This window comes from Variovorax durovernensis (assembly GCF_977011995.1).
In genome coordinates, this window is record NZ_CDRNCW010000001.1 from 135,090 (window position 1) to 160,728 (window position 25,639).

The 25,639-nt window shown below is 67.5% G+C and carries 22 protein-coding genes; 10 read left to right on the forward strand and 12 right to left on the reverse strand.

The genetic code is table 11. The annotated features are described in order from the left end of the window. The first annotated feature begins 4 nt into the window (after positions 1-4). The 5 genes from ACWV14_RS00615 to ACWV14_RS00635 are packed head-to-tail and all read left to right on the forward strand — an operon-like array spanning position 5 to position 5,298. A complete protein-coding gene (locus ACWV14_RS00615) occupies positions 5-1,822 on the forward strand; it encodes an ABC transporter permease subunit (RefSeq protein ID WP_454905976.1) in 1,818 nt (605 codons plus the stop codon). Then, a complete protein-coding gene (locus ACWV14_RS00620) occupies positions 1,819-2,526 on the forward strand; it encodes an ABC transporter ATP-binding protein (RefSeq protein ID WP_454901808.1) in 708 nt (235 codons plus the stop codon). The genes ACWV14_RS00615 and ACWV14_RS00620 overlap by 4 nt, the downstream gene beginning before the upstream one ends. 2 nt (positions 2,527-2,528) lie before the next feature. After that, positions 2,529-3,512: an asparaginase gene (locus ACWV14_RS00625; RefSeq protein WP_454901810.1), complete on the forward strand. Its 984-nt coding sequence runs from the start codon at positions 2,529-2,531 to the stop codon at positions 3,510-3,512. A 12-nt stretch (positions 3,513-3,524) separates the two neighbouring features. Next, positions 3,525-4,673 carry a transporter substrate-binding domain-containing protein gene (locus tag ACWV14_RS00630; protein ID WP_454901812.1) on the forward strand — a complete coding sequence of 383 codons (1,149 nt, stop codon included), beginning with the start codon at positions 3,525-3,527 and terminating at the stop codon, positions 4,671-4,673. Positions 4,674-4,677: 4 nt separating this feature from the next. Then, the gene (locus ACWV14_RS00635; protein ID WP_435486547.1) at positions 4,678-5,298 is read left to right on the forward strand and encodes an ANTAR domain-containing protein; all 621 of its coding nucleotides are present in this window, start codon (positions 4,678-4,680) and stop codon (positions 5,296-5,298) included. A 37-nt stretch (positions 5,299-5,335) separates the two neighbouring features. Here the strand turns inward: ACWV14_RS00635 and ACWV14_RS00640 are convergent, their stop codons facing one another. From ACWV14_RS00640 to ACWV14_RS00690, 11 genes are all read right to left on the reverse strand, one after another. Then, a complete protein-coding gene (locus tag ACWV14_RS00640; protein WP_454901815.1) occupies positions 5,336-7,147 on the reverse strand; it encodes an NAD(P)/FAD-dependent oxidoreductase in 1,812 nt (603 codons plus the stop codon). A 157-nt stretch (positions 7,148-7,304) separates the two neighbouring features. After that, positions 7,305-9,239 (reverse strand): sigma-54-dependent Fis family transcriptional regulator, encoded by a 1,935-nt coding sequence (locus tag ACWV14_RS00645; protein WP_454901817.1) that lies wholly within the window; start codon positions 9,237-9,239, stop codon positions 7,305-7,307. A gap of 130 nt (positions 9,240-9,369) precedes the next feature. Beyond that, positions 9,370-10,071: an ABC transporter ATP-binding protein gene (locus ACWV14_RS00650; protein WP_454901819.1), complete on the reverse strand. Its 702-nt coding sequence runs from the start codon at positions 10,069-10,071 to the stop codon at positions 9,370-9,372. Beyond that, positions 10,071-10,826 carry an ABC transporter ATP-binding protein gene (locus ACWV14_RS00655; RefSeq protein ID WP_454901821.1) on the reverse strand — a complete coding sequence of 252 codons (756 nt, stop codon included), beginning with the start codon at positions 10,824-10,826 and terminating at the stop codon, positions 10,071-10,073. Before ACWV14_RS00655 ends, ACWV14_RS00650 begins: the two co-directional genes overlap by 1 nt. Continuing rightward, on the reverse strand, positions 10,823-11,782 hold the full coding sequence (locus tag ACWV14_RS00660; RefSeq protein ID WP_454901822.1) for a branched-chain amino acid ABC transporter permease: 960 nt from the start codon (positions 11,780-11,782) through the stop codon (positions 10,823-10,825). The genes ACWV14_RS00655 and ACWV14_RS00660 overlap by 4 nt, the downstream gene beginning before the upstream one ends. Then, positions 11,779-12,651, reverse strand: a complete 873-nt coding sequence (locus ACWV14_RS00665; RefSeq protein WP_454901824.1) for a branched-chain amino acid ABC transporter permease — start codon at positions 12,649-12,651, stop codon at positions 11,779-11,781. The genes ACWV14_RS00660 and ACWV14_RS00665 overlap by 4 nt, the downstream gene beginning before the upstream one ends. Before the next feature lie 150 nt (positions 12,652-12,801). Next, positions 12,802-13,980: an ABC transporter substrate-binding protein gene (locus ACWV14_RS00670; RefSeq protein WP_454901826.1), complete on the reverse strand. Its 1,179-nt coding sequence runs from the start codon at positions 13,978-13,980 to the stop codon at positions 12,802-12,804. Further along, positions 13,977-14,786 (reverse strand): alpha/beta fold hydrolase, encoded by an 810-nt coding sequence (locus tag ACWV14_RS00675; RefSeq protein WP_454901828.1) that lies wholly within the window; start codon positions 14,784-14,786, stop codon positions 13,977-13,979. Before ACWV14_RS00675 ends, ACWV14_RS00670 begins: the two co-directional genes overlap by 4 nt. Positions 14,787-14,925: 139 nt before the next feature. Continuing rightward, positions 14,926-16,473, reverse strand: coding sequence for a benzoate-CoA ligase family protein (locus ACWV14_RS00680; protein WP_454901830.1), 1,548 nt, complete (start codon positions 16,471-16,473; stop codon positions 14,926-14,928). A gap of 31 nt (positions 16,474-16,504) precedes the next feature. After that, positions 16,505-18,055, reverse strand: a complete 1,551-nt coding sequence (locus tag ACWV14_RS00685) for a 3,4-dehydroadipyl-CoA semialdehyde dehydrogenase (RefSeq protein WP_454901832.1) — start codon at positions 18,053-18,055, stop codon at positions 16,505-16,507. Next, positions 18,052-18,543 (reverse strand): 4-hydroxylaminobenzoate lyase, encoded by a 492-nt coding sequence (locus ACWV14_RS00690; RefSeq protein ID WP_454901833.1) that lies wholly within the window; start codon positions 18,541-18,543, stop codon positions 18,052-18,054. Before ACWV14_RS00690 ends, ACWV14_RS00685 begins: the two co-directional genes overlap by 4 nt. Before the next feature lie 163 nt (positions 18,544-18,706). On the opposite strand from ACWV14_RS00690, the gene ACWV14_RS00695 reads away from it, so the two are divergent. The 5 genes from ACWV14_RS00695 to ACWV14_RS00715 all read left to right on the forward strand — a co-directional run bounded on the left by ACWV14_RS00695 (position 18,707) and on the right by ACWV14_RS00715 (position 25,082). Continuing rightward, entirely contained in the window at positions 18,707-19,654 is a 948-nt protein-coding gene (locus tag ACWV14_RS00695) for a helix-turn-helix transcriptional regulator (RefSeq protein WP_422088964.1), read from the forward strand. A 417-nt stretch (positions 19,655-20,071) separates the two neighbouring features. Next, positions 20,072-21,748, forward strand: a complete 1,677-nt coding sequence (boxC, locus tag ACWV14_RS00700) for a 2,3-epoxybenzoyl-CoA dihydrolase (protein WP_454901835.1) — start codon at positions 20,072-20,074, stop codon at positions 21,746-21,748. A gap of 33 nt (positions 21,749-21,781) precedes the next feature. Continuing rightward, entirely contained in the window at positions 21,782-23,209 is a 1,428-nt protein-coding gene (boxB, locus tag ACWV14_RS00705; RefSeq protein WP_422088962.1) for a benzoyl-CoA 2,3-epoxidase subunit BoxB, read from the forward strand. Positions 23,210-23,341: 132 nt separating this feature from the next. Beyond that, entirely contained in the window at positions 23,342-24,628 is a 1,287-nt protein-coding gene (gene boxA / locus ACWV14_RS00710) for a benzoyl-CoA 2,3-epoxidase subunit BoxA (protein WP_285413752.1), read from the forward strand. Positions 24,629-24,638: 10 nt separating this feature from the next. Beyond that, entirely contained in the window at positions 24,639-25,082 is a 444-nt protein-coding gene (locus tag ACWV14_RS00715; protein WP_237677622.1) for a MaoC family dehydratase, read from the forward strand. A 74-nt stretch (positions 25,083-25,156) separates the two neighbouring features. Here ACWV14_RS00715 and ACWV14_RS00720 read toward each other — a convergent pair whose 3' ends face one another. Beyond that, a complete protein-coding gene (locus ACWV14_RS00720) occupies positions 25,157-25,585 on the reverse strand; it encodes an adhesin (RefSeq protein ID WP_454901838.1) in 429 nt (142 codons plus the stop codon). Positions 25,586-25,639 lie beyond the last annotated feature (54 nt).

Genomic DNA, 25,639 nt, shown 5'->3' on the forward strand with positions numbered 1-25,639 from the left:
TGCAATGGCTTCGGCCTCGTCTTCAGTCCCTTCGGCTCCTCCAGCCTCTTCCGCGCGCGCGGCGCTTCGTTCCGGCCGCGGCCTGCTGGTGCTGGGCACCCTGGGCGTCGCATTGATCGTGGCCGGTCCGTGGGTGTTCGACACCTACCTGCTGAACATCCTCGTCAAGGCGTTCTTCTTCGCCATCGCGGCGCTGACGGTGGATGTGCTGTGGGGCTACACCGGCTACCTGAGCTTCGGCCAGTCGGCCTTCTTCGGCATCGGCGCCTATGCGGCCGGGCTGGTCTTCACGCACGGCGGCTTCGGCGTGTCGACCGTGCTGCTGGCATTGCTGGCGGCCATCGCGGTCAGTGCGGCCGTGGGCGCGCTGGTCGGCTGGCTGTCGTTCTATCGAGGTGCGTCGCCGTTCTTCGCGACCGTCATTTCGCTGGTGCTGCCCATCGTGCTCACGCAATTGCTGCTGTCGGGCGGCCAGTGGACGGGCTCCAGCTCGGGACTGACCGGCTACGAGACCTTCGACCTCTCCATCGAAGCCTGGTATTGGATCGCCGGCGCGATGCTGCTGCTGTTCGGCGTGCTGGGCTGGCTGCTGGTGCGCAGCGACGCGGGGCGCGTGCTGGTGGCCATGCGGGACAACGAATCGCGTTGCGCCTATCTCGGCATTCCGACGGCGCTGGTGAGGATCGCGCTGCTGGTCGTCATGGCCGCCGTTGCCGGCATTGCCGGTTTCGGCTACGGCAGTTTCAGCGGCGTGGTGGCGCCCGAGCTGACGGGCTTTGCGTTCGGCACGGAGCTGATCATCTGGGTGGCGCTGGGCGGCCGGGGCACGCTCTGGGGACCGCTGATCGGCACGGTGCTGATCAACGTGGCCACCGCCTACCTGAGCGGCAGCATGCCCTTCGCCTGGCAGTTGATCGTCGGCCTGGCGTTCGTGGGCGTCATCGTGCTGTGGCCGCAGGGACTGGTGCCCGTGTTGCTCAAGCCTTTCGGCCTCGGGCGCCTGGCAGGGCGCATGCCGGTGCTCGAAGAGCGCGCGGTGAGTGCCCCCACCGAGACGCCGTCCGCGCCGGCCCTGCGCATGCACCAGGTCGCCAAGCGCTTCGGCTCGCTCAAGGTGCTTCAGGGCATCGACCTGGAGGCCCATGCCGGTGAACTGGTGGGCCTGATCGGTCCGAACGGCGCCGGCAAGACCACGCTCATGCGCTGCATGAGCGACGGTGCGGACCGCAGTGCCGGCACGGTGGAACTGTGCGGCCATGACATCCGCCAGTTGCCGCCCGAGGCCTGCGTGCGCTTTGGCCTGGGCCGCAAGTTCCAGAACGCCAACATCTTCGAATCGCTGACGGTCGCGCAATGCCTGCGCATCGCGGGCACCCTGCTCGAAAAGCCGTCGCTCGTGCGGCAACGCCGCGCGCTGCGCCTGCCGCCCTATGCGCTCGATGTCGTGCGAACCACCGGCCTGGACGCCAAGCTCTGCACCGTGGCACGCGACCTGTCGCACGGCGAACAGCAGGCGCTCGAACTCGCGATGGTGCTGGCGCTGGAGCCGCGCATCGTGCTGCTGGACGAACCGACCGCGGGCCTCACCAAGACCGAACGCACGCAGATCGGCGAAGTGCTGTCGTCGCTGGCGCACCGCTACCGGCTGTGCTGCCTCCTGGTGGAACACGACCTGGACTTTGTCGAGCAGATCGCTACCCGCATCGTGGTGCTGCACCAGGGCACGATCGTGATGCAGGGCAGCTTCGAGGAGGTGGTCAACTCGCCGCTGGTGAAGACCATCTACTCCGGCAGCGCACACGTGCCGAAGGAGGTTGCATGAGCGAACTTGCATTGAGGCTGGATGGCGTGACCAGCGGCTATCGGGCCTCCGTGGTGCTGCGCGAACTGTCGCTCGGCATTGCCGCCGGAGAAGCGGTCGCCCTGCTCGGAAAGAACGGCATGGGCAAGAGCACGCTGCTGAAGACGGTGATGGGCTACCTGCCCAAGCAGCAGGGGGCCGTGCATCTGAAGGGAGAGGACATCACCCGGCTGCCGCCGCACCGCATCGCACGCCAGGGCATCGCGTATGCGGCGCAAGAAAATGCGCTGTTCGCCGACCTGAGCATTCGCGACAACCTGCGGCTCGGCCTGGTGGACGAATCGACGTTCGGTGAGCGCTTTGCCGACATCGAGCCGCTGTTTCCGGTGTTCAAGGCGCGGCTGCAGCAGGACGCGGGCACCCTGTCCGGTGGCGAGCAGAAGATGCTGCTGCTGGCCCGCGCCCTGATGATGCGTCCGGCGGTGATCCTGCTCGACGAAATCACCGAAGGGCTGCAACCCTCGGTGATCGATCGCCTGGCGCATGCGTTGCTGGCCGAACGCGCCCGCCGCGGCACGACGATGCTGATCGTCGAGCAGAACGTGCGGTTCGCGCTCCAGGTCGCCGATCGCTACGTGGTGCTCAAGCAGGGCGAACTGGTCGACGAGGGCGATGCCAAGGCCGGCGGTGCGCTCGACACGGTCTTCGACCATCTGCGGGTTTGAACATGGTGTTGCCCACCTGTGTTTTCATCGCGACCGGCGGCACCATCGCCATGAAGGTCGACCCGGTCGGTCGGGCCCCGGTGCCGGCGTTGTCCGGGGAGGACCTGCTTGCGGCGGTGCCGGGCATCGGCCGCCTTGCAAGGCTGGAAGTCCACAACCTGTCCAACGTGCCGTCCGACTGCATGGGGCCCGAGCGCTGGATCGCCCTGAGCCGCGCGGTCGACGCCGCGTTGCAGCGACCCGAGGTGACGGGCGTTGTCGTGTCGCACGGCACCGACACCCTCGAAGAGACCGCCTGGTTCCTGGACCTGACGCTGGCAGGCCGCAAGCCGGTCGTGTTGACCGGCGCGCAGCGCAACGCCTCGGCACCGGATTTCGACGGGCCGCGCAACCTCCTGAATGCCGTGCGAACCTGCATCGCACCCGAAGCGGTGGGGCAGGGCGTGCTGATCGTCATGAACAACCAGATCAATGCGGCGCGAGAGGCAACCAAGAGCCATACCGCCGACGTCGAGTCTTTCAAGTCGGGCGACTTCGGCTTTCTCGGTGTCGTCGACGAGGACCGCATCGTGTTCTCGCGCGCGTCGTCACGCCGCCAGCACCTGCCCGTGAGCGCCGACGTCCTGCCGTGCGTGGAGATCGTTGCGATGTACGGCGGCGCCAGTGGCGCGATGGTGCGGGCGGCGACATCGCTCGGTGCGCGCGGCATCGTCATCCAGGCCTTGGGCCTGGGGAACGTGAACGCGGCGATGTTCGAGGCCATCGAGGCGGCGATCCGCCAGGGCGTGGTGGTCGTGGTCTCGACCCGGGTGCCGAATGGGCGCGTCGCGCCGGTCTACGGCTTCGTGGGCGGCGGGCGCACGCTCGAGGCTGCCGGGGCCGTCTTCGCGGACAACCTCAGCCCCCAGAAGGCACGCATTCTGCTTATGCTTGCGCTGCAGAACGCCCAGACACCTCGCGAGATCCAGAGCCTGTTCGACCGATGACGAAAGAAACCGATGGCCGCTGACAACCATCCGCCCGCCGACGAAGGCTGGCGCATCGGCGTGCTGTTCTCGCGCTCGGGTCCCACGGGCGTGACCGAGACCGAGCATTTCCTCGGCACTGCACTGGCCATCGAGGAAATCAACGGCCTGGGCGGCGTGCTCGACCGGCCGCTGCTGCCGGTGGCCTACGACCCCAAGGGGGATTCCGACGAGTACCGGCGGCTCGCGACGCGGCTGCTGCTGGAAGATGAAATCAATGTGGTGTTCGGTTGCTCGCGCTCGTCGAGCCGCAAGGCCGTGTTGCCAGTGATCGAGCGCAACAACGCGTTGCTCTGGTATTGCTCGTTCTACGAAGGCTTCGAGTATTCGCCCAACGTGATCTACACCGGCGCCCTGCCCAACCAGGGCAGCGTGCAGCTCGCCGCCTACCTGTTGAAGAACAAGGGCCGTCGGTTCTTCCTGGTCGGCGCCGACTACATCTATCCGCGCGAGTCGAACCGCGTGATGCGCGACATGGTCGAGCAGCACGGCGGTGAAATCCTCGACGAGGTCTACATCCCGCTGGAGGCCTCGGAGGCCGAGCTGCAGGCGGTGATGCGCGACATCGTCGACATGCAGCCCGACGTGATCTTCTCCACCGTCGTGGGCCAGTCGGCACGTCGCCTGTACCAGATCTACCGCGCGCACGGGCTCGATCCGCAGCGCATGCCGATCGCCAGCCTGTCGATGGCCGAAGAAGAGGTGCGGCTGACCGGCGCGCAGGTCTGCGCCGGGCACATCACCGCGGCCACCTACTTCGGGTCGTTGGAGAACGAGTGCAACACGCGCTTCGTCGCGCTGTGGCGCGCGCGCTTCGGCGACCGCCCGACCAGCACCTGGTCCGAGATGGCGTACAGCCAGATGCACCTGTTCGCTCGCACGCTCGAGCGCACCGGCAGCCTTGACACCCGCAAGCTGGTGAACGCGGCGCGCACCGTGCGCTTCGATTCGCCGGAAGGACCTCTGTCGATCGACCCCGACAACAACCACACCCTGCTGACGCCACGCATCGGCGTGTGCCGCAGCGACGGGCAGTTCGACATCGTCTGGGAAAGCGCCGCACCGGTGAAGCCCGACCCGTACCTGTCGACCTTCGGGTTTTCCGAGTTCTGGCTGAGCTGACGCCGTGAGCAGCTTGCGTCGCCTCTACGATGACCTGCGCAGCATCTGCGTCGCGGTGGTGTACCCGCCGGGCGAAGACCGCGACCTGTTGCTCGACCAGCTCAAGCGCATCGGCTGCAGGCTCAAGGTGATCTGGCCCTTTCCGGCGGCGCCGCCCACGGGCGTTGACGTGATCTTCTTCCAGGTCTCGCAGGAGCTGCAGGACAGCACGAACTGGTGCGCGAGCGCGGTGGAGGCCACGCTGATCGCGCTGTCCGACTATGAGAACCCGACCACGCTGAAGCTGCTGCTCGACACGAGCGCGCACGGCGTGATCACCCGGCCTTTTCGCTCTTCGGGCATCCTGAGCACGCTGGTGCTGGCTCGCTCCTCGCGGGGCTACCAGGAGCGCCTGCAAAGCAAGGTCCTGAAGCTCGAAGACACCATCAAGTCGCGCCGGCAGATCGAGAAGGCCGTGCGCCTGCTGGCGGAAACCCAGGCGCTCTCCGAAGCCCAGGCCTACGAGCACATGCGCGCACGGGCCACCGCCCTGCGCGTCACGGTGGCGGAGGTCGCGTTGATGGTGGTGGAGGCGAGCGAAGCCATGGAGAAGCTGGGGCTGGGCCGTCCGCGCGGTCGGCCCTGATGGGCGGCTGCTGCCATGGCCTCGCTTCGCGCGCTTGTCAGCGCGTGTGGTGCGACGCCGCCCGCTCGTACACCGGCGTATCGATCCCTTCCATGCGCGCCTTCAGCTGCAGCGCCAGAAACTGCGAGTAGTGCCGCGACTGGTGCAGGTTGCCGCCGTGGAACCACAGGTTGTCGACCTGCGTGGGCTTCCACATGTTGCGCAGCTCGCCTTCCCATGGGCCCGGATCCTTGGGCGTATCGGAGCCCAGGCCCCAGCACTTGCCGACCTTGTCGGCGATCTCCGGCGAGATCAGGTCGGCGAGCCAGCCGTTCATCGAGCCGTAGCCGGTGGCGTACACCAGCAGGTCGGCCGGCAGCTCGGTGCCGTCGGTCAGCGTCACCGAGTGTTCGTTCACCCGCTCGATGTTCACGCCGCTCTTCAGGTGGATGCTGCCGTTGGCCACCAGCTCCGAGGCGCCCACGTCGATGTAGTAGCCCGAGCCGCGCCGCAGGTACTTCATGAACAGGCCCGAGCCGTCGACACCGAAGTCCAGCAGGAAGCCCGCCTTCTCCAGCCGCGCGTACAGGTCGGCGTCGCGCTTCTTCATCTCCTCGTACACCGGGATGTGGAAGGTGTGCATGATCCTGTAGGGCACCGACGCGAAGATCAGGTCGCCCTTGTGGTGGTCGATGCCGTTCTTCACCGCCTGCTCGGAGTAGAGCCCGCCCAGCGCCAGTTCCATCAGCGACTGCGAAGGCGCGATGTGGGTGGACGAGCGCTGGATCATCGTCACGTCGGCGCCGTGCTCCCACAGCGCAGCGCAGATGTCGTGCGCCGAATTGTTCGAGCCCAGCACCACGCACTTCTTGCCCGCGTAGGCCTCGGGCCCGGGATGCTGGCTGGAGTGATGCTGGTCGCCCTTGAAGTTCTCCGCGCCCGCCACCTTCGGCACGTTCGGATAGCCCGACACGCCGAGCGCGAACACCAGCTGCTTCGGCCGCAGCACCACCGGCTTGCCTTCGCGCTCCACAGTCACTTCCCAGCGCTGCGTGGCCTCGTCGAAGCGCGCCTTCTTCGCGGTGGTGGAGTTCCAGTAGTTCAGCTCCATGATCTTCGTGTACATCTCGAGCCAGTCGCCGATCTTGTCCTTGGGCGCGAACACCGGCCAGTCGTCGGGGAAGGGCATGTAGGGCAGGTGGTCGTACCAGACCGGGTCATGCAGGCACAGCGACTTGTAGCGCTTGCGCCAGGAGTCGCCAGCCTTCGCGTTGCGCTCCACGATGATGGTCGGCACGCCCAGCCGGCGCAGCCGCGCCCCGAGCGCGATGCCGCCCTGGCCGCCGCCGATGATCACCACCTCGGGCTGCTCGGTGTAGCCCAGCGCAGCCTCTTCGTCGCGGCGCTTCTCGAGCCAGTTCTTGCGGCCCTTGTGCACACCGTGTTCCGCGCCCTTGACGCGGTTGTCGCCCGTCTTTTCCTCGAAGCCCTTCAGCTCGGTCATGGTGGTGAGCAGCGTCCAGGCCTTGCCGTTGCGAAGCCGCAAGTGGCCACGGCCGCGCGCCACGCGCGTCTCGAAGGTGAACCACGCATCGACCACGCCGTCGGCCTCGGTCGCTTCGCCCTCCAAGGCGAAGGCCGTGGGCTGCGTGTCGGCCAGCCGCGCCTGCAGCATTGCGCGGATGGCGGCCGGCCCTTCCTGCGTGCGGATGTTCCAGGTGAAGGCGACGAGGTCGCGCCAGAAGCTGTCGGGCTCGAAGAGCGCGACGGCTGCGTCGATGTCGCCCTGCGCGAGCGCGGCGGCGAAATCGGCGAGCCATTGGGAAGCGGCCCTGGTGGGGCCGCTCGAGCTGAGGGTCGGGTCTGTCATTGAATGTCTCCGGAGCGTCGTTGATGAATGAATGCGCTGCGAGGCGCGGTGTTCATTGCGCAGCTTTCGTGCCTTGGGCTGCACGACGACAAATCAATGGGTTGCGGGCGGTTTTGTCGCATCTGTCGCACGCATCGCGCGACAGTCGTCGCGGCTGCTACAGGCGCCGCGGCGGCGTGATGCCGTGGCGTTTCATGTGCCGGTAGACCGTCGCCCGGCAGACGCCCAGTTCGTCCGCGGCAAGCGACACATGCCAGCGGTGGCGCTTCAGCAGGTCGAGCAGGTGGTCTGCGCTGGCCACCTCGCTGGTTCCGGGTGCGTGCGTGGCCGCAGTCCCAGCGCTTGCGTTGCGCGCAGGCAGCTGAAGATCGTCCACACCAACCTTCCCCTCGATGCACAACGCCAGCGCCAGCCGCAGCACATTGCGCAACTCCCGCAGATTCCCCGGCCAGTCATGCGCGAGCAGCTGCCGCATCGCCTCTTCCGACAGCCGCGCCGAAGAAGACATCGCCGCGGCTTCCTCATTGAACATCCCCTCGACCAGATAGCGCATGTCGCCGCGCTCGCGCAGCGGCGGCAGCTTCAGCACCGCGCCGCAAAGCCGGTAATACAAGTCTTCGCGGAACCGCCCCGACGCCACCAGGTCAGGCAGATGCCGGTGCGTGGCCGCGACCACCGCAATATCGACCCGCTGCGGCGACTCCGCCCCCAGCGGCAGCACCTCGCCTTCGGACAGCACGCGCAGCAGCCGCGTCTGCAGCGCCATCGGCATGTCGCCGATCTCGTCGAGGAACAGCGTGCCCCTGTCGGCCTGCGCGATCAGTCCCTTCATGCCCTTGGCGCGGCCGCCCGTGAAGCTGCCGGGCGTGTAGCCGAACAGTTCGCTCTCGATCAGCGAATCTGGAATGGCCGCGCAGTTCACCGCCACGAAGGGCATCGCCGCGCGGCTGCTCGCGCCGTGAAGCGCACGTGCAAGCACTTCCTTGCCGCTGCCGGTTTCGCCTTCGACCAGTACATGGATGCCGCGGTCCACCAGCCGGCGCGCCTGGGCGAGCAGCTTCTGCATCGCGGGGTCGTCGCCCGCGATGCGCTCCAGCGGCGGCAGGCGGTCGGACGGTCGCCCGCCTGGCGCGGCGGTTGCCGGTGCCGACATCTTGCGCACGCGTGGCGCAATCAGCGACGCGTGGTATTCGCCCCCGCCCGGCAGCAGCACCGTGTGCGCGAAGGGCATCAATGCCGACGCCGCACCGCCGTTGCCGATGCGCCAGATCGCATCCATCGGCATGTGCAGCAGTTCCGACACCGCGCCGCTCAGCGCTTGCCCCGCAAAGGCCTGCCGCGCGCCGCCGTTGGCACCCGCCAGCGTGCCGCCATCGTCGAAGGCCAGCATCACCTCGCCCGCCACGTCGACCAGCCCGTAGGCGCTGCCCAGCCGCAGGATCCAGTGGCCGCGGAAGTGGCGCAGGAAATCTGCGTCCTCGATCATCCGCGCGTACATCGACACCAGGTGGCGAACCAGATGCTGGCTCTCGCGCGCCTCTGGGGAGCGCAGCGCCGACACGTCGAGGATGGCGGTGAGCTTGCCGCTGTGGTCGAACAGCGGCGCGGTGGTGCAGGTGAGCGCGATGTGCGTGGCGTCGAAGTGCTCGGTCTGGTGGCAGGTCATCGGCTGGCGCTCTACCAGGCAGGTGCCCACGCCGCAGGTGCCGGCGTGTGCCTCGTTCCAGTCGGCGCCCAGGTACAGGCCGGCCTTGCGCAGCTGGTCGTCCCACGCGGGGTGGCCGATGTAGTCGACGGTGATGCCCTCGGCGTCCGTCAGCAGCACCATGTAGCCGAGGTCGGCCACGCGGCGGTAGATGTCTTCCATGCCCGCGCGGGCGGCGCGCAGGAAGTGTTCGAGCTGCTGCTGGTGCGCACGCACCTCCTGTGCGGGAAGGATGCGCGCGGGGCTCGGCTTCGACGGATCGAGCCCATGGTCGCGCACGCAGCGCGCCCACGACTTGTGGACCAGGCTCTGCGCCGGATCGGCCAGCGCCGCGCCGGTGGCGATGGAGTAGACGTTGTCGATGTGACGCGATTGCAGGGAAGCCATGCTCAACCTCGCTGTGCCTGGGTGGGCAGCCGCACATCATTCGGCTGTCGCACTGTCGCAGTAGAGAGGTGAAACCCGGTGGAACGGACGTGTTACTCCCTCTCACAACGCAAGGCACCGGGTGCGGGCTTCAGACCCCCAGCAATTCTTCCAGCGCGTGCGGCTGCGCCAGCAGATCCGCCGAAGCCCCATGCCGCACGATCAGCCCCTTCTCCATCACCACCGCGAGGTCGGTGTGGGCCAGCACCTTGCGGTAGTCGCGGTCGACGATCAGCGTGGCGATGCCGGTGGCGCGGATCTCGCCGATCACGCGCCAGATCTCCGCCACGATCAGCGGCGCGAGGCCTTCGGTGGCTTCGTCGAGGATCAGCAGGCGCGGATTGGTCATGAGCGCGCGGCCGATCGACAGCATCTGCTGCTCGCCGCCCGACAGCTGCTGGCCGCCGTGCGACAGCCGCTCCGACAGGCGCGGGAAGGTCGCCATGACGCGGTCGAAGGTCCATTCGCGGCGGCCGTCGATGCCGGCGCGCTCGCTCATCACGAGGTTCTCGCGCACCGACAGGTTGGGGAAAATGCCGCGCCCTTCGGGCACGTAGCCGATGCCCAGGCGCGCCATCTTCTCGGGCGGCAAGCCGGTGACGGTGCGGCCGTCGACCTGCACTTCGCCCGAAGCGGGGCGCACGTAGCCCATCATCGTGCGGATCAGCGTGGTCTTGCCCATGCCGTTGCGCCCGAGCAGGCCGACCGAGGTGGCCGCCGGAATGCCGGCGTGCACGCCGCGCAGGATGTGGCTGTTGCCGTAGTAGGTGTTGAGGTCGCGGACGATCAGCATCAGTGTTGTTCCTCGCCGAGATAGGCGGTGCGCACCTCGGGGTTCTCGCGGATCTCCTTGGGGTTGCCCGTGGCGATGACCGTGCCGTTCACCATCACCGTGATGCGGTCGGCAATGCGGAACACCGCGTCCATGTCGTGCTCCACCAGCAGGATGGCATGCGTGGCCTTCAGCCGCGCGAGCAGCGTGAGCATGCGGTCGGTTTCCTCGGCGCCCATGCCGGCGAGCGGTTCGTCGAGCAGCAGCACGCGCGGCTTGGTGGCCAGGCACATTGCCACCTCGAGCTGGCGCTGCGCGCCGTGGCTCATGGTGCCGGCAATGCGGTGCGCCTCGTGGGCCAGGCCCGCCGCTTCCAGGGCCGCGTCGGCCGATGCGGTGCTGGCGGCGCAGCTTTGCGACGATTGCCAGAACGCCCATGGCTTCGGCGTGGCGGCCTGCGCGGCGAGCCGGCAGTTCTCGTGCACGCTGAACTCCGGGAAGATGGTCGTGCGCTGGTAGCTGCGGCCCACGCCGTCGCGCGCGCGCTTCGACTGGGCACGGCCGGTGATGTCCACGCCGTCGAGCGCGATGCGGCCTTCGGAGGCTTCGATCTCGCCGGAGAGCATGTTGATGAGCGTCGACTTGCCGGCGCCGTTGGTGCCGATCACGGCATGGACTTCGCCGACGTGCAGGTCGAGCGTGACGGCGTTGACGGCTGTGAGGCCGCCGAAGCGGCGGGTGAGTTTTTCGACGGAGAGCAATGCGGTTGTCGTCATGCGGCCCCCTTCGGCGACAGTCGCTGCACCAGGCCGATCAGCCCCTTCGGCAGCAGTGCCACGAACACGATGATCGTCAGCCCCAGCGTCAGCTGCCAGTGGTCGGCCAGCGGGCCCATCACGGCATGCGTCGAGAAAATCTCCTTCAGCAGCGTGAACGCAATGGCGCCGATCACCGCGCCGCGCAGATGGCCGAGGCCGCCAAGAATCACCATCAGCAGCACCTCGCCCGAGTTGTGCCAGGCCATGAGCTCCGGGTTGACCACACCGTCGCGCGAGGCCAGCAGGAAGCCGGCGAGTCCGGCCAGCGCACCGGCCAGCACGAAGGCCGCGAGCTTGTAGCCGTACACCGAGAAGCCCGCCGCACGCATGCGCTGCTCGTTCACGCGGATGCCCGCCAGCGCCGCGCCGAAGCGCGAGCGGCGAATGAGCGCCAGCAGCCCGTAGGTGAACACCAGCGACGCCAGCACCACGTAGAACAGCACGGTGCGGTTTTCCATGTCGAGCGCGCCGATGGCGGGCCGCACATACATGTAGATGCCGTCGCTGCCGCCGCCGACCTTGGTGTCGTGGAACACGAAGAAGGCCATCTGCGCGAAGGCCAGCGTCACCATGATGAAGTACACCCCGCGCGTGCGCAGGCTCAGCGCGCCGACGAACAGCGCATACAGCGCCGCCGCGCCCATGGCCAGCGGCAGCAGCAGCGCGAAGTTGCCGCCCTCGCTGCCGGATGCCAGCACGGTGACGTATGCGCCGATGCCGTAGAACGCCGCATGGCCCAGGCTCACCAGGCCGGTCATGCCGACCAGCAGCTCCAGGCTGAGCGCGAAGATCGACAGGATCATGATCTTCACGACGAAGTCCGACGCATAGTTGCCCATGAACGGGCCTGCGATGCCGATGACCAGCGCGCAGGCCACGGGCAGCAGGAAGGCGCTCTTCTTCATGGCTGTCATGGCCGCCTCCCCATCAGCCCCTCGGGCTTCCAGATCAGCACGATGGCCATCAGCAGGTAGATGCCGATGCCGCTCAGGTCCGCGAAGAACACCTTGCCGAAGGTGTCGACGAAGCCCACCAGCAGCGAAGCCACCAGCGCGCCGGTGATGGAGCCGATGCCGCCGATCACCACCAGCACGAAGCAGATGATGAGCACGCTCGCGCCCATGTTCGGATACACCGAGGACATCGGCGCGGCGATCATGCCGGCCAGCGCCGCCAGCGCCACGCCGGCCGCGAACACGATGCGGTACAGCCGCTTCACGTCGATGCCGAGGCCGCGCACCATGTCGCGGTTGCTCGCGCCGGCGCGGATCATCATGCCCAGGCGCGTGCGGTTGACCACGAAGTACAGGCCCACGGCCAGCACGATGCATGCGGCCGATGCGAACAGGCGATACCACGGGTAGCTCATGACGCTGCCCAGCGCGAAGCTGCCGTCGAGCCAGGCGGGCACCTTCACGCCGTGCACGTCGTTGCCCACGAAGATGGAGCGAAGCTCCTCGAACACCAGGATGAGCCCGTAGGTCATCAGCACCTGCTGCAGGTGGTCGCGCTGGTAGAGGTAGCTGAAGAAGGCCCACTCGAGCAGGTAGCCGAAGATGGCCGCCAGCACCACGCCGGCCACCAGCATCAGCAGGAACTGGTCACCGAACAGCGGCGCGAGCGAGAACGCCATGTACGCGCCTATCATGTAGAAGCTGCCGTGGGCGAGGTTGATGACGCCCATGATCCCGAAGATCAGCGTCAGCCCCGAGGCCACGAGGAAGAGGAGTAGTCCGTACTGAACCGAGTTCAGACACTGGACCAGGAAGGTGCCGAAATCCACGTTGGAGGTTCTCTCAGGGCGCAATCGTTGAGGAAGGATGCAGTGCGCGAGACACCGCGGAACCGGCTTTGCCGGGCCGCAGGTGTCGCCCCCTGCAAGGGGGAAGGCGTAGCGACACGAAGTGCGCTAAGCCTGGGGGGGTGCCCTGGGTTACATCCTGCAGCCGCGTGCCGGGTCGGCCAGGCCCTTGATCGCGGTGCTCACCAGCTTGTTCTCCTTGCCGTCCACCTTGCGCAGGTAGATGTCCTGCACCGGGTTGTGCGACTTGCTCACGGTGAACGCGCCGCGCGGGCTGTCGATCTTCGCCTTCTCCACCGCGGCCGCGAACTCGGCCTTCTTCGAGATGTCGCCCTTGGTGGCGTTCAGGCCCACGCCCAGCATCTGCGCGGCGTCGTAGCCTTGGACCGCATACACGTCGGGCTGCAGCTTGAACGACTTGGCATAGGCGGTGCGGAAGGCGTTGTCGCGCGGGGTGTTCAGGCCGTCGGCGTAGTGCAGCGTGGTCAGCATGCCTTGTGCCGATTCGCCCTGCGCGTCGAGCGTGCCGTCGGTCAGGAAGCCGGGGCCGTACAGCGGAATGGTCTTGTTCAGGCCCGCGGCCTGGTAGTCCTTGACGAACTTCACCGCGCCGCCGCCGGCGAAGAAGGCGTACACCGCATCGGGCTTGGCCGCCGCGATCTCGGTCAGCAGCGCCTGGAACTCGACGTTGGGGAAGGGCAGTGTGAGCTGCTTGTCGACCTTGCCGCCGTTCTTCTCGAAGCCTTCCTTGAAGCCGTTGACCGACTCTTCGCCGGCCGCGTACTTCCAGGTGATCGTCATGATCTTCTTCTTGCCCTGCTGCTTGGCCGCCACTTCGCCCATCGCATAGGCCGGCTGCCAGTTGCTGAACGAGCTGCGGAAGATGTTGGGCGCGCACATCGGGCCGGTCACGGCGTCGGCGCCGGCGTTCGGCACGATCAGCACGGTGCCGCTTTCCTTCGCGGCCTTGGCCATGGCCATGGCCACGCCGGAGTGCACGGTGCCGACGATCACGTCGACGTTGTCGCGCTTGATGAGCTTGTTGACGTTGTCGGTGGCCTTGGCGGGGTCGGACTCGTCGTCGACCTTGAAATACTCGATCTCGCGGCCTGCCAGCTTGCCGCCTTGCTCGTCCACGTACAGCTTGAAGCCGTTCTCGATGGCCACGCCCAGCGCGGTGTAGGTGCCGCTGTAGGGCAGCATCAGGCCGACCTTGAGCTTGCCAGTGCCCTGGGCGCCGGCGGTGCCGCACAAGGCGGCTGCGAAAGCGAGGGCCGTCAGCGCGAGGCGCGCGGTGCGAATGGTGGTCATGGTGTTTGTCTCCTGTTTTTGGTGATGAAAGAAGCGGTGGCGACGATGACACGATCCGGTTGATCGCGATGCGGGGAATGCCCGCATTCAGGGATTTCGAGCAGCTCGCAACTACCACCGGCGCGCGCCGCGATGCCGCGGATCTGCGCCAGGGTGCCGTACTCGTCGTCGATGCCTTGAACGGCGAGCACGGGGCAGCGGATGGCGTCGAGTTCGGCCTCGATGTTCCAGTCGCGGAATGGCGGATGCAGCCAGATGCGGTTCCAGCCCCAGAATGCCGAGTCGGCGCTGTCGTGGTAGCGGCCGAGCTTCTTCGGCAGGTCTGTGCCCAGGTAGGAAGTGCGCGCGATCTCGATATTCGCGACGGTCTTGTCTTCCACGAAGATGTGCGGCGCAAGCACCACCAGGCCTTCGACCTTGTCCGGAAAGCGCGAGGCATACAGCAGCGAGATCGAACCGCCGTCGCTGTGACCGAAGAGCCAGGGCTTCTCGTCTTCGAGCTTCAGCGCGGTGAAGAGCGCGGGCAGAACTTCGTGCGCCTGTCGGTGCATGAAGTCGACGTCCCAGGTTTCGTCGTCGGCGCGCGGGGTGGAGCGTCCATAGCCGGGCCGCGAGAACACCAGGCCCCGCGCGTTGGCGGCTTCGCAGACTTGCGCGGGGAAGTCCTTCCACATGGCGACGGAGCCGAGGCCTTCGTGGAGGAAGACGATGAGCGGGGCGTCGGTTTTTTCGGGGGCGATCCAGGCGCACTCGATCTGCACGGTGCGGCCGCGCCAGGTGATGGTGGCGAAGTGGGGGGTGCTCATGGCTGTTGCTCCTTCCCCCTTTGGGGGAAGGCAGGGATGGGGGCAAGCGGCACTCGCAAAGGCTGTGCGCTTGCGAAGGCCGATGCCCCCACCCCGACCCTCCCCCAGCGGGGGAGGGAGGAAGAAAAAGAGGCGCGGCTCACGCCTGCTTTTCCTTCTCACGCAACCTGAACCGCTGAATCTTGCCCGTCGCCGTCTTCGGCAACTCGCTCACGAACTCCAGGAAGCGCGGGTACTTGTACGGCGCAAGGCGTTCCTTCACGAAAGCCTTCAGCTCTTCCTCGCTGGCCGCGGCGCCGTCCTTCAGCACCACGAAGGCCTTGGTCTTCGTCAGCCCTTCGGCGTCTTCCTTGCCGATGACGGCGGCTTCGAGCACCGAGGGGTGCTGCATCAGCGTCGCCTCGACTTCGAAGGGCGACACATAGATGCCGCTGACCTTCAGCATGTCGTCGCTGCGCCCGGCATAGGTGAAGTAGCCGTCGGCGTCGCGCGTGTACTTGTCGCCGCTCTTGGTCCAGCCGCCCTGGAAGGTCTCGCGCGACTTTTCGCGGTTGGTCCAGTACATCAGCGCGGAACTGGGGCCGCGGATGTAGAGGTCGCCCACCTCGCCGTCGGGCACCGGGCGGCCGTCCTCGCCGCGCAGCTCGACTTCGTAGCCGTCCACCGGCTTGCCGGTGGTGCCGTAGCGGATGTCGCCCGGCCGGTTGGAGATGAAGATGTGCAGCATCTCGGTCGAGCCGATGCCGTCGATGATCTCGCAGCCGAACTGCGCCTTGAAGCGCTGCGCGATCTCTCCTGGCAGCGCTTCGCCGGCCGATGAGCACATGCGCAGCGCCACAGCCTCGCGCGCCGGCAGCCTGGGCGATGCGAGCATGCCGGCAAAGCCCGTGGGCGCGCCGAAGAACACGGTGGGCTTGTGTTCCACCCAGCGGCGGAAGGTGGCGTCGGGCGTGGGCCGCTCGGCCATCAGCACCACTGTGGCGCCCACCGACAGCGGAAAAGTCAGCGCGTTGCCCAGGCCGTAAGCGAAGTACATCTTGGCGGCCGAGAAGCACACGTCGTCTTCGGTGAGCGCGAGCACCGGCTTGCCGTACAGCTCCGCCGTCCACCACAGGTTGGCGTGCGTGTGCACCGTGCCCTTGGGCTTGCCGGTGGAGCCGGATGAATACAGCCAGAAGCCTGGATCGTCGGAGGCCGTGGTCACGGGCGATGGCAGCGGCTCTGCGGCGGCGAGCGCGGCATCGAACTCCTGCGCGTTGTCCGGCAGCGGGCCGGTCGGCTGCGACACGAACATCGCCTGCACTTCATGGCCGCCGCGCGCCATCGCTTCCTGCAGCGTCGGCAGCAGCGCGCCCGATACCAGCACCGCCTGCGCGCGGCTGTGGTCGAGCATGTAGGCGTAGTCGTCCGGAGTGAGCAGCGTGTTGACGGCGACCGGCACGATGCCGGCATACAGGCAGCCGAGGAAGCTCACCGGCCAGTCGTTGCCGTCGAGCATCAACAGCAGCACGCGCTCTTCGCGCCGGATGCCGGCAGCCTTCAGCGCGGCGGCCAGCTGGCGCGCGCGGTCTTCGAGCTGGCCGTAGCTCAGCGTGCCGCGGTCGTCAATGTAGGCGGTGCGCCCGGCGCGGCCGCGGTTGAGTGCGAACAGGTGCTCGGCGAAGTTGAATCGTGTGGGCAGGGTCATGTCTTGTCTCCTTCGGCCGTGTGTTCTTGTTCTAGAGGCCGAGCGCGGCGATGACGCCGGGGCTCGCCTGCACCGCGCTGCGGCGGTGATAGAAATCGAGCGCGCGCAGCCCGCCCAGTTCGGCACCACCGCCCGCTCGGCCGGGGCCGCCGTGCAGCGACATCGGCATCACGTTGCCGTGGCCGGTGTGGGCCTGCGCCACTTCGGGCGTGATGACGTGCACGCGGCCATGGCTCGGCGCCACCGCGAGCGCAGCCTGCGCCAGGGCCGTGTCGTCGCTGCCATATAGAGAGGTGACGAGCGAGCCCTGGCCGCGATGCGCCAGCGCAATGCCGTGGGCAAGGTCGCGGTACGGCAGCAGCGTGGCGACGGGGCCGAATACTTCCACGTCATGCACGCGCTGTGCCGCGTCTGCATCGCGAGCGCCGAGCAGCACGGGGCCGATGCACGCGGCCACGGCCGGGTCGGCATCGACCAGCGGCTTGTTGCGGCCGTCGTGCAGCACTGCGGTTTGCGCGGCCAGTGCGTCGAGCCCTTCGCGCACCGCGTTCAGCTGCGCGCGGCTCACCAGCGAGCCCATGCGCACGCCCTCGTTGCGCGGATTGCCGACCGTGATGCCCGCAAGCTTGGCGCCGATGGCTTCGGCCGCCGCGTCGTACAACTCGGCCGGCACCAGGATGCGGCGGATGGCGGTGCACTTCTGGCCCGACTTGACCGTCATCTCGCGCACCACTTCGCGCACGAACAGGTTGAAGGCTTCGCTGCCGGGCGCGGCGCCGGGCAGCAGCAGGGCGCTGTTGAGGCTGTCGGCCTCGATGTTCACGCGCACAGAGCGTTCGGCCACGGCGGGGTGCGAACGGATGACCGCCGCCGTCTCGGCCGAGCCGGTGAACGAGGCCACGTCGAAGGGCTGCAGCGCATCCATCAAGCCGGCAGAGCTGCCGCAGACGATGGACAGCGCACCGGCGGGCAGCACGCCTGCATCGACCACGTCGCGCACCATGCGCTGCGTGAGCCAGGCGGTGGCCGTGGCGGGCTTCACGATCACCGGCACGCCCGACAGCAGCGCGGGCGCGGCCTTTTCCCACAGGCCCCACGAGGGGAAGTTGAAGGCGTTGATGAACAGCGCCACGCCGTGCGTGGGCACCTGCAGGTGCTGCGACTGGAACACCGGCTCCTTGCCCAGCTTGACGGCCTCGCCGTCGCGCAGCGCACGCACGTCGCCGAGCGCATCGCCCCACTTCGCGTACTGGCCGAGCGTGAAGATCGCGCCGTCGATGTCGACCGCCGAGTCGTTCTTCACGGTTCCGGAGTTGGCGGTGGCGATCTCGTAGTAAGCGTCGCGGTTGGCTTGCAGCACCTTCACGATGGCCGCGAGCAGCCCCGCGCGCTGGCGGTAGGTGAGGGCGCGCAGCGCATTGCCACCCTGTTCGCGTGCAAAGGCAAAAGCGGCGGGCAGGTCGAGGCCGGTGGCGTCGACGCGCGCAAGCTCGGTGCCGAGCACCGGGTCGAACAGCGGCGTGCCGGCGCCCGAGCCGCTTTGCCAGCGGCCGGCGACGTAGTTGGAAAGGAGTTCGGTCATTGGGTGAACTTGATCTGCCCTTCGGGCAGGAGATACAGGACGAGTGCGCGGCCCTGGGCCACGGTCGGGCGATGCGCGGTGCCCGGGCCGTAGACGCACCAGCCCGCGGGCCGTCCGTCGAAGGTGGCGGGGTGGTGGTCGAGCGGCATGATCAGGTCGATCTCGCCGTTGGGATGCGTATGGTGCGGGCCGGCGATGTCCTGCATGTCGACCACGTCGACCGAGAAGCGGTGCAGCGCGTCTTCGGCCTTGAAGACGCGGCCGTACTTGATGCCGCCGCCTTCGCGCTCGCAGAGCCAGCCTTCGGCCACGCCGCCGATGCAGGCCTGGCGCAGCGCCTCGAAGCTGGCGCTGCCCGCGCCGTGGTGGGCGTTGAGCCACTGGTCGAGCGCGCTGTCGAGCGGCTTGCCGGCGATTTCGGCGGTCAGGCCGGCAATCAGCTGGTGAAATGCTTCCTTGCCGGTGACGGGTGTGTTGCGGTCGGACATCGTGGGGCCTCGAACTTATGAACTACCTTGCATGAATGCTGCGCGTGCAGTATCTTGCTTGTGGCCGAACAATAAGCATCGAGACAATGAGTGTCAAGCAATATAGTGCATCTATGGTGTTTACCCTGAGCGCGCACAATCCCGGCGAAGAACGAGGAATTGCATGAACGAGCATGTAGACGCGGTGCTGGCCACCGCGCCCGAAAGCGCCGCCGGCGGCAACGGCGCGGCGCCGGCCGGGGAGGCCAAGAATCCGTTGCTGGCGGCATTGGGCGACCGCGTGCGCAACCTGCGCGCGCAACGCGGCCTCACGCGCAAGGCGGTGGCGCTGTCGGCCGACGTGTCGGAGCGGCACCTGGCCAACCTGGAGTACGGCATCGGCAACGCGTCGATCCTGGTGCTGCAGCAGGTGGCCGGCGCGCTGCACTGCTCGCTGGCCGAACTGGTCGGCGACGTCACGACCAGCTCGCCCGAGTGGCTGCTGATCCGCGAACTGCTCGAGAACCGCAGCGAAGCCGACCTGCGCCGCGTGCGCGTGGCGCTCGGCGAGTTGCTGGGCACCGCTTCCGTCGACCCGGCGCGGCACCGCCGCATCGCGCTGGTGGGCCTGCGCGGCGCGGGCAAGTCGACGCTGGGCCAGATGCTGGCCGAAGACCTGGAGATTCCCTTCATCGAACTGAGCCGCGAGATCGAGAAGCTCGCGGGCTGCAGCGTGCGCGAGATCCACGACCTCTACGGCACCAACGCCTATCGCCGCTACGAGCGCCGCGCTCTCGAAGAAGCGGTGCAGATCTACAGCGAGGTGGTGATCGCCACGCCCGGCGGCATCGTCTCGGACCCGGCCACTTTCAACGAGCTGCTCGCGCACTGCACCACCGTGTGGCTGCAGGCCGCGCCCGAGGAGCACATGGGCCGCGTGGCCGCGCAGGGCGACACCCGCCCGATGGCGGCGAGCAAGGAGGCGATGGAAGACCTGCGCCGCATCCTGAACGGCCGCGCCGCCTTCTATTCGAAGGCCGACCTGTCGGTGGATACCAGCGGCAGGACTTTGTCGCAGAGTTTCCAGGCGCTGCGGGCGGTGGCTCGGCAGTCGATGGGGCTGGGGGGCTGAGCCTTCGGGTTCTTGTTCGGGGCGCGATCACGCCGACGGGGTACCTTGCTCCGCGAATGTCCTCCGCCCTTCGGGCTCCCCCTTTATTTCGCTGCGCAAGGCACCCCGCCGTCGTGATCGTTCAGAGCACTTGTTGATCAGCCGGCACAAGAGCAGCGCTCGTTGTGCGCAGGGCGCCGGGTGCTCCCCGCAGCGAAATAAAGGGGGAGGCCGCAGGCCGGAGGACATTCGCGGAGGGGAGTACCCGGTGTCCTGGGCACGCACCCCCGAACCCCAACCAGCCTGAAATCTGAAAAAAAGTGCACCAGGCATTGACTTGCCTGCATGCATGCAGCATGATGCATGTCATCGGAGCAGTAAAGTGCATTATCTTTCCTGTTCACGGTTTCCGAACACTGCCCCACAGGAGACTTCCGCATGACCGACACCACCACGCTCCAGGCGCCCCCGCGCGTCGACTACCGCACCGAGCCCGCCCAATACCGCCACTGGTCCCTGAGCTTCGACGGCGCCATTGCGCGCCTCGTGCTCGACATCGCCGAAGACGGCGGCATCCGCCCCGGCTACAAGCTCAAGCTCAACAGCTACGACCTGGGCGTGGACATCGAATTGAACGACGCGCTCAACCGCGTGCGCTTCGAGCACCCCGAAGTGCGCAGCGTCATCGTCACCAGCGGCAAGGACCGCATCTTCTGCTCCGGCGCCAATATCTTCATGCTCGGCGTCTCGGGCCATGCCTGGAAGGTCAACTTCTGCAAGTTCACCAATGAAACGCGCAACGGCATCGAAGACTCGTCGAAGCACTCGGGCCTGAAGTTCCTCGCGGCCGTGAACGGCGCCTGCGCCGGCGGCGGCTACGAACTGGCGCTGGCTTGCGACGAGATCCTGCTGGTGGACGACCGCTCCTCCGCCGTCTCGCTGCCCGAAGTGCCGCTGCTCGGCGTGCTGCCCGGCACCGGCGGCCTGACCCGCGTGACCGACAAGCGCCACGTGCGCCATGACCTCGCCGACATCTTCTGCACCAGCGTCGAAGGCGTGCGCGGCCAGCGCGCGGTCGACTGGCGCCTGGTCGATGCCGTGGCCAAGCCCGCGCAGTTCGCCGCCGCGGTGCAGGACCGTGCTTCGCAGCTCGCGGCCGGCAGCGACCGCCCCGCCGGCGGCAAGGGCGTGGCCCTGACCCGCCTCGAGCGCACCGACAGCGCCGACGGCATTGCCTATTCGCACGTCAACGTGCAGATCGACCGCAGCAAGCGCACCGCTACCATCATCGTCAAGGCGCCCACCGGCACGCAGCCGGCCGACGTGGCAGCCATCGAAGCCGCGGGCGCCGCCTGGTGGCCGCTCGCGATGTGCCGCGAACTCGACGACGCAATCCTCAACCTGCGCACCAACGAGCTCGACATCGGCACCTGGCTGCTCAAGACGGAAGGCGACGCCGCCGCCGTGCTCGCGTCGGACGCCGTGATGTTCGCCAACAAGGACCACTGGCTGGTGCGCGAAACCATCGGCGCGCTGCGCCGCACGCTGGCACGGCTGGACGTGTCGTCGCGCAGCCTGTTCGCGCTGGTCGAAACCGGCTCGTGCTTCGCCGGCACGCTGGCCGAGTTGGCCTTTGCCGCCGATCGCACCTACATGCTCGCGCTGCCCGACGACGCCGACCGCGCGCCCAGGCTCACGCTGGGCGAATTCAACTTCGGCTTCTTCCCGATGGTGAACGACCAGAGCCGCCTGCAGCGCCGCTTCTATGAAGAGGCCGCACCGCTCGAAGCCGCGCGTGCCGCAGCCGGCAAGCCGCTCGACGCCGACGAGGCGCTGAAGCTCGGCCTGGTGACCGCCGCGCCCGACGACATCGACTGGGACGACGAGATCCGCATCGCCATCGAGGAGCGCGCCGCCATGTCGCCCGACGCACTCACCGGCCTCGAAGCCAACCTGCGCTTTGCGAGCAAGGAGAACATGGCCACCCGCATCTTCGGCCGGCTCACCGCCTGGCAGAACTGGATCTTCAACCGCCCCAACGCCGTCGGCGAAAAGGGCGCGCTGAAGGTCTACGGCACCGGCCAGAAGGCCGGCTTCGACATGAACCGCGTCTGATAGCGCAGCCCCGCAAGAACCCAAGGAACAACGATGAGCACGATCAACTACAGCGAGAAGATCCCCAACAACGTCAACCTCGGCGAAGACCGCACGCTGCAGCGCGCGCTCGAAGGCTGGCAGCCCAACTTCATCAACTGGTGGGACGACGTGGGCCCCGAGGGCTCGACCAACCACGAGGTGTACCTGCGCACGGCCGTGAGCGTCGACCCGCAGGGCTGGGCCCAGTTCGGCCACGTGAAGATGCGCGACTACCGCTGGGGCATCTTCCTGAACCCGGGCGACGCCAACCGCGAGATCCACTTCGGCGACCACAAGGGCGAGAAGGCCTGGCAGGACGTGCCCGGCGAACACCGCGCCAACCTGCGCCGCATCATCGTGACGCAGGGCGACACCGAGCCCGCCTCGGTCGAGCAGCAGCGCCACCTGGGCCTGACCGCTCCCAGCATGTACGACTTGCGCAACCTGTTCCAGATCAACGTGGAAGAAGGCCGCCACCTGTGGGCCATGGTCTACCTGCTGCAGAAGCACTTCGGCCGCGACGGCCGCGAAGAGGCCGACGCGCTGCTGCAGCGCACATCGGGCGATGCCAACAACCCGCGCATCCTCGGCGCCTTCAACGAGAAGACGCCCGACTGGCTCGCGTTCTTCATGTTCACCTACTTCACCGACCGCGACGGCAAGTTCCAGCTGGCCGCGCTGGCCGAGAGCGCGTTCGACCCGCTCGCGCGCACCACGAAGTTCATGCTGACCGAAGAGGCGCACCACATGTTCGTGGGCGAGAGCGGCGTGTCGCGCGTCATCGCGCGCACCGCGCAGGTCATGAACGAGCTGAAGACCGACGACGCACAGAAGGTGCGCGCGGCCGGCGCCATCGACCTGGGCACCATCCAGCGCTACCTGAACTTCCACTACAGCGTGACCATCGACCTGTTCGGCGCCGACCAGTCGAGCAACGCCGCCATCTTCTACAGCTCGGGCCTGAAGGGCCGCTATGAAGAAGGCAAGCGCGAGGACGACCACGTGCTCAAGGGCCAGACCTACAAGGTGCTGGAAGTGAAGGACGGCCAGCTCGTCGAGAAGGACGTGCCGATGCTCAACGCGCTGAACGAAGTGCTGCGCGACGACTTCATCAAGGACTCTGTGGCCGGCGTGAACCGCTGGAACAAGGTGCTCGAGAAGGCCGGCATCCCGACCCGCCTGAGCGTGCCGCACAAGGCCTTCAACCGCCAGATCGGCGCGCTCGCCGGCATCAAGATGTCGCCGGACGGCCGCGTGGTGAACGAGATCGAATGGGCCGCCAAGCGCGACGAATGGCTGCCGAGTTCCGAAGACTTCGCTTTCGTGGCATCGTTGATGGGCCGCGTGGTGGAGCCGGGCAAGTTCGCAGGCTGGATTTCGCCGCCGGTGATGGGCATCAACCGGCAGCCGGTCGATTTCGAGTACGTGCGTTTCGGTTGATTGGTATTTGGGTATTGCTCCTTCCCCCTCTGGGGGAAGGCTGGGATGGGGGCAAGCGGCGCGACCACGACAAGCGCCGCCTGCCCCCACCCAACCCTTCCCCAGAGGGGGAGGGCTCCAGGAGAAAAAGACATGGACATGGCCGTTGAAGCCGGAGTCATCAAGCAGCACCTGATCGACCCCGAGATCTGCATCCGCTGCAACACCTGCGAGGCCATCTGCCCCGTGAACGCGATCACGCACGACGACAACAACTACGTCGTGCGCGCGGACACCTGCAACGGCTGCATGGCCTGCATCTCGCCGTGCCCGACGGGCTCGATCGACAACTGGCGCACCATGCCGGTGGTGCGCGCGTATTCGATCGAGGAACAGTTCACCTGGGAGTCGCTGCCCGACGAACTCTCCCCTGAAGAGCTAGAAGCCGCGGGCGTGTCCGCCGACGCCGCAGGCGACCCCGCGGCCGCCTTGCCCGCACAGACGCAGGCCCAGGCCGCCGCCGAATCGGTGGAGCCGGTCTTCAATTCGGCGCAGTACGGCGCCAGCGTGCCGCCGTGGTCGGCCGCGCATGCTTACACCAACCTGTTCCCGCCGAAGACCCCGACGACCGCCACCGTGGTCGGCAATTTCAATTGCACCGAAGCGGGCTTCGACAGCGAGACCCACCACATCGTGCTGGACTTCGGCGTGGTGCCGTTCCCGGTGCTCGAGGGCCAGTCGATCGGCATCGTGCCGCCGGGCATCGACGCCATCGGCAAGCGCCACCATGCGCGCCAGTATTCGGTGGCCAGCCCGCGCAACGGCGAGCGGCCCGGCTACAACAACGTGTCGCTCACCGTGAAGCGCGTGACCGAAGACCACGAAGGCGAACCGGTGCGCGGCGTGTGCTCCAACTACGTGTGCGACCTGAAGGTGGGCGACACGGTGCAGGTGGTCGGGCCCTTCGGCTCGTCCTTCCTGATGCCGAACCACCCCAAGTCGCACATCGTGATGATCTGCACCGGCACCGGCAGCGCGCCGATGCGCGCCATGACCGAGTGGCGCCGCCGGCTGCGCAAGAGCGGCAAGTTCGAGGGCGGCAAGCTGATGCTGTTCTTCGGCGCGCGCACGCAGCAGGAACTGCCGTACTTCGGCCCGCTGCAGTCGCTGCCCAAGGACTTCATCGACATCAACCTGGCGTTCTCGCGCACGCCGGGCCAACCCAAGCGCTACGTGCAGGACCTGATGCGCGAGCGCGCCGCCGACCTGGCCGCGCTGCTGAAGGACGGTGCCAGCCACTTCTACGTGTGCGGCCTGAAGAGCATGGAAGAGGGCGTGGTGCTCGCACTGCGCGACGTTGCAAAGGAAGCGGGGCTCGACTGGGACACCGTCGGCGCCGCCTTGAAGCGCGAAGGCCGCCTGCACCTCGAAACGTACTAAGCTGCGGCGGATGCAGTTCGCCGACTTCCATGCGGGCCAGGTCATCGAGGCCGGGCCTTACGTACTCACAGAAGCCGAACTCGTGCAGTTCGCGCGGGCCTACGATCCGCAGTGGTTTCACACAGACGCCGAAGCCGCGGCCGAAAGCCCATTCGGCGGGTTGATCGCGAGCGGCTGGCACACCTGCTCCATCGCGATGCGGCTGGTGGTCGACGCGGTGCTGGCGGGCTCGGAGTCTTTCGCGTCTCCAGGGCTGGAGCACGTGCGCTGGCCCAACCCGGTGCGGCCCGGCGATGCGCTTCGCCTGGTGGCCGACGTGATCGAGGTCCGGCGCTCCGAGAAGCGGCCCACGCTCGGCATCCTGCGCTGGCGCTGGCGGCTGTTCAACCAGCGCGAAATGCTGGTGCTCGATGTCGAGGTCACCAGCCTGTTCAAGCTGAAGCCCGTCGACTGAGGCTTTCTCCTGACGAACAAAAAGGCCCGCCGCGCAATCAAGCGCCGCGGGCCTTTGACCTGGCTTGGCTTTGCTTACTTCTGGAGGTCGACCGCGCCCGAGCCCTGGGCCTTGCCGTTCGCCTTCACGCCCGCGGCGGGCGCCTTCACCGCACTGCCGGCCGAGCCGACAGCACCGGTCGCGCCGTCGAGCGTGCCGCCCACGGTATTGGTCACGCCGCCTGCTGCATTCGTGGCACCGCCGACAGCGCCCGTCGCGCCGCCGAGCACGCCACCCACGGCATTGCCCGCGCCGCCTGCCGTGCTCCCGGTATTGGCCTTGGCTCCTGCATTGGCGCCGGCCGCTGTGCCCGCCTTGCCACCTGTGCCTGAACCGGATGCGTTCACGTCGGCATTGACGCCCACGCCGACCCCGACGCCTTGCGCCTGGGCTGTTCCGCCGATGGCCAGCAGGCCTGCGAGCACGGCGCCGATCAGGATGCGGTTGTGTTGTTGTTGCTTCATGGGTGACTGTTCCTTTCGTAGCATGGTCACGTATCAAGGAGCGACCGAGGTTCG

Bases quoted from the DNA above. Each gene is read 5' to 3' on its own strand.
- ACWV14_RS00615 (WP_454905976.1), top strand. From the start codon at position 5: ATGGCTTCGGCCTCGTCTTCAGTCCCTTCGGCTCCTCCAGCCTCTTCC.
- ACWV14_RS00620 (WP_454901808.1), top strand. From the start codon at position 1,819: ATGAGCGAACTTGCATTGAGGCTGGATGGCGTGACCAGCGGCTATCGG.
- ACWV14_RS00625 (WP_454901810.1), top strand. From the start codon at position 2,529: ATGGTGTTGCCCACCTGTGTTTTCATCGCGACCGGCGGCACCATCGCC.
- ACWV14_RS00630 (WP_454901812.1), top strand. From the start codon at position 3,525: ATGGCCGCTGACAACCATCCGCCCGCCGACGAAGGCTGGCGCATCGGC.
- ACWV14_RS00640 (WP_454901815.1), bottom strand. From the start codon at position 7,147: ATGACAGACCCGACCCTCAGCTCGAGCGGCCCCACCAGGGCCGCTTCC.
- ACWV14_RS00645 (WP_454901817.1), bottom strand. From the start codon at position 9,239: ATGGCTTCCCTGCAATCGCGTCACATCGACAACGTCTACTCCATCGCC.
- ACWV14_RS00650 (WP_454901819.1), bottom strand. From the start codon at position 10,071: ATGCTGATCGTCCGCGACCTCAACACCTACTACGGCAACAGCCACATC.
- ACWV14_RS00655 (WP_454901821.1), bottom strand. From the start codon at position 10,826: ATGACGACAACCGCATTGCTCTCCGTCGAAAAACTCACCCGCCGCTTC.
- ACWV14_RS00660 (WP_454901822.1), bottom strand. From the start codon at position 11,782: ATGACAGCCATGAAGAAGAGCGCCTTCCTGCTGCCCGTGGCCTGCGCG.
- ACWV14_RS00670 (WP_454901826.1), bottom strand. From the start codon at position 13,980: ATGACCACCATTCGCACCGCGCGCCTCGCGCTGACGGCCCTCGCTTTC.
- ACWV14_RS00675 (WP_454901828.1), bottom strand. From the start codon at position 14,786: ATGAGCACCCCCCACTTCGCCACCATCACCTGGCGCGGCCGCACCGTG.
- ACWV14_RS00680 (WP_454901830.1), bottom strand. From the start codon at position 16,473: ATGACCCTGCCCACACGATTCAACTTCGCCGAGCACCTGTTCGCACTC.
- ACWV14_RS00685 (WP_454901832.1), bottom strand. From the start codon at position 18,055: ATGACCGAACTCCTTTCCAACTACGTCGCCGGCCGCTGGCAAAGCGGC.
- ACWV14_RS00690 (WP_454901833.1), bottom strand. From the start codon at position 18,543: ATGTCCGACCGCAACACACCCGTCACCGGCAAGGAAGCATTTCACCAG.
- ACWV14_RS00695 (WP_422088964.1), top strand. From the start codon at position 18,707: ATGAACGAGCATGTAGACGCGGTGCTGGCCACCGCGCCCGAAAGCGCC.
- boxC (WP_454901835.1), top strand. From the start codon at position 20,072: ATGACCGACACCACCACGCTCCAGGCGCCCCCGCGCGTCGACTACCGC.
- boxB (WP_422088962.1), top strand. From the start codon at position 21,782: ATGAGCACGATCAACTACAGCGAGAAGATCCCCAACAACGTCAACCTC.
- boxA (WP_285413752.1), top strand. From the start codon at position 23,342: ATGGACATGGCCGTTGAAGCCGGAGTCATCAAGCAGCACCTGATCGAC.
- ACWV14_RS00715 (WP_237677622.1), top strand. From the start codon at position 24,639: ATGCAGTTCGCCGACTTCCATGCGGGCCAGGTCATCGAGGCCGGGCCT.
- ACWV14_RS00720 (WP_454901838.1), bottom strand. From the start codon at position 25,585: ATGAAGCAACAACAACACAACCGCATCCTGATCGGCGCCGTGCTCGCA.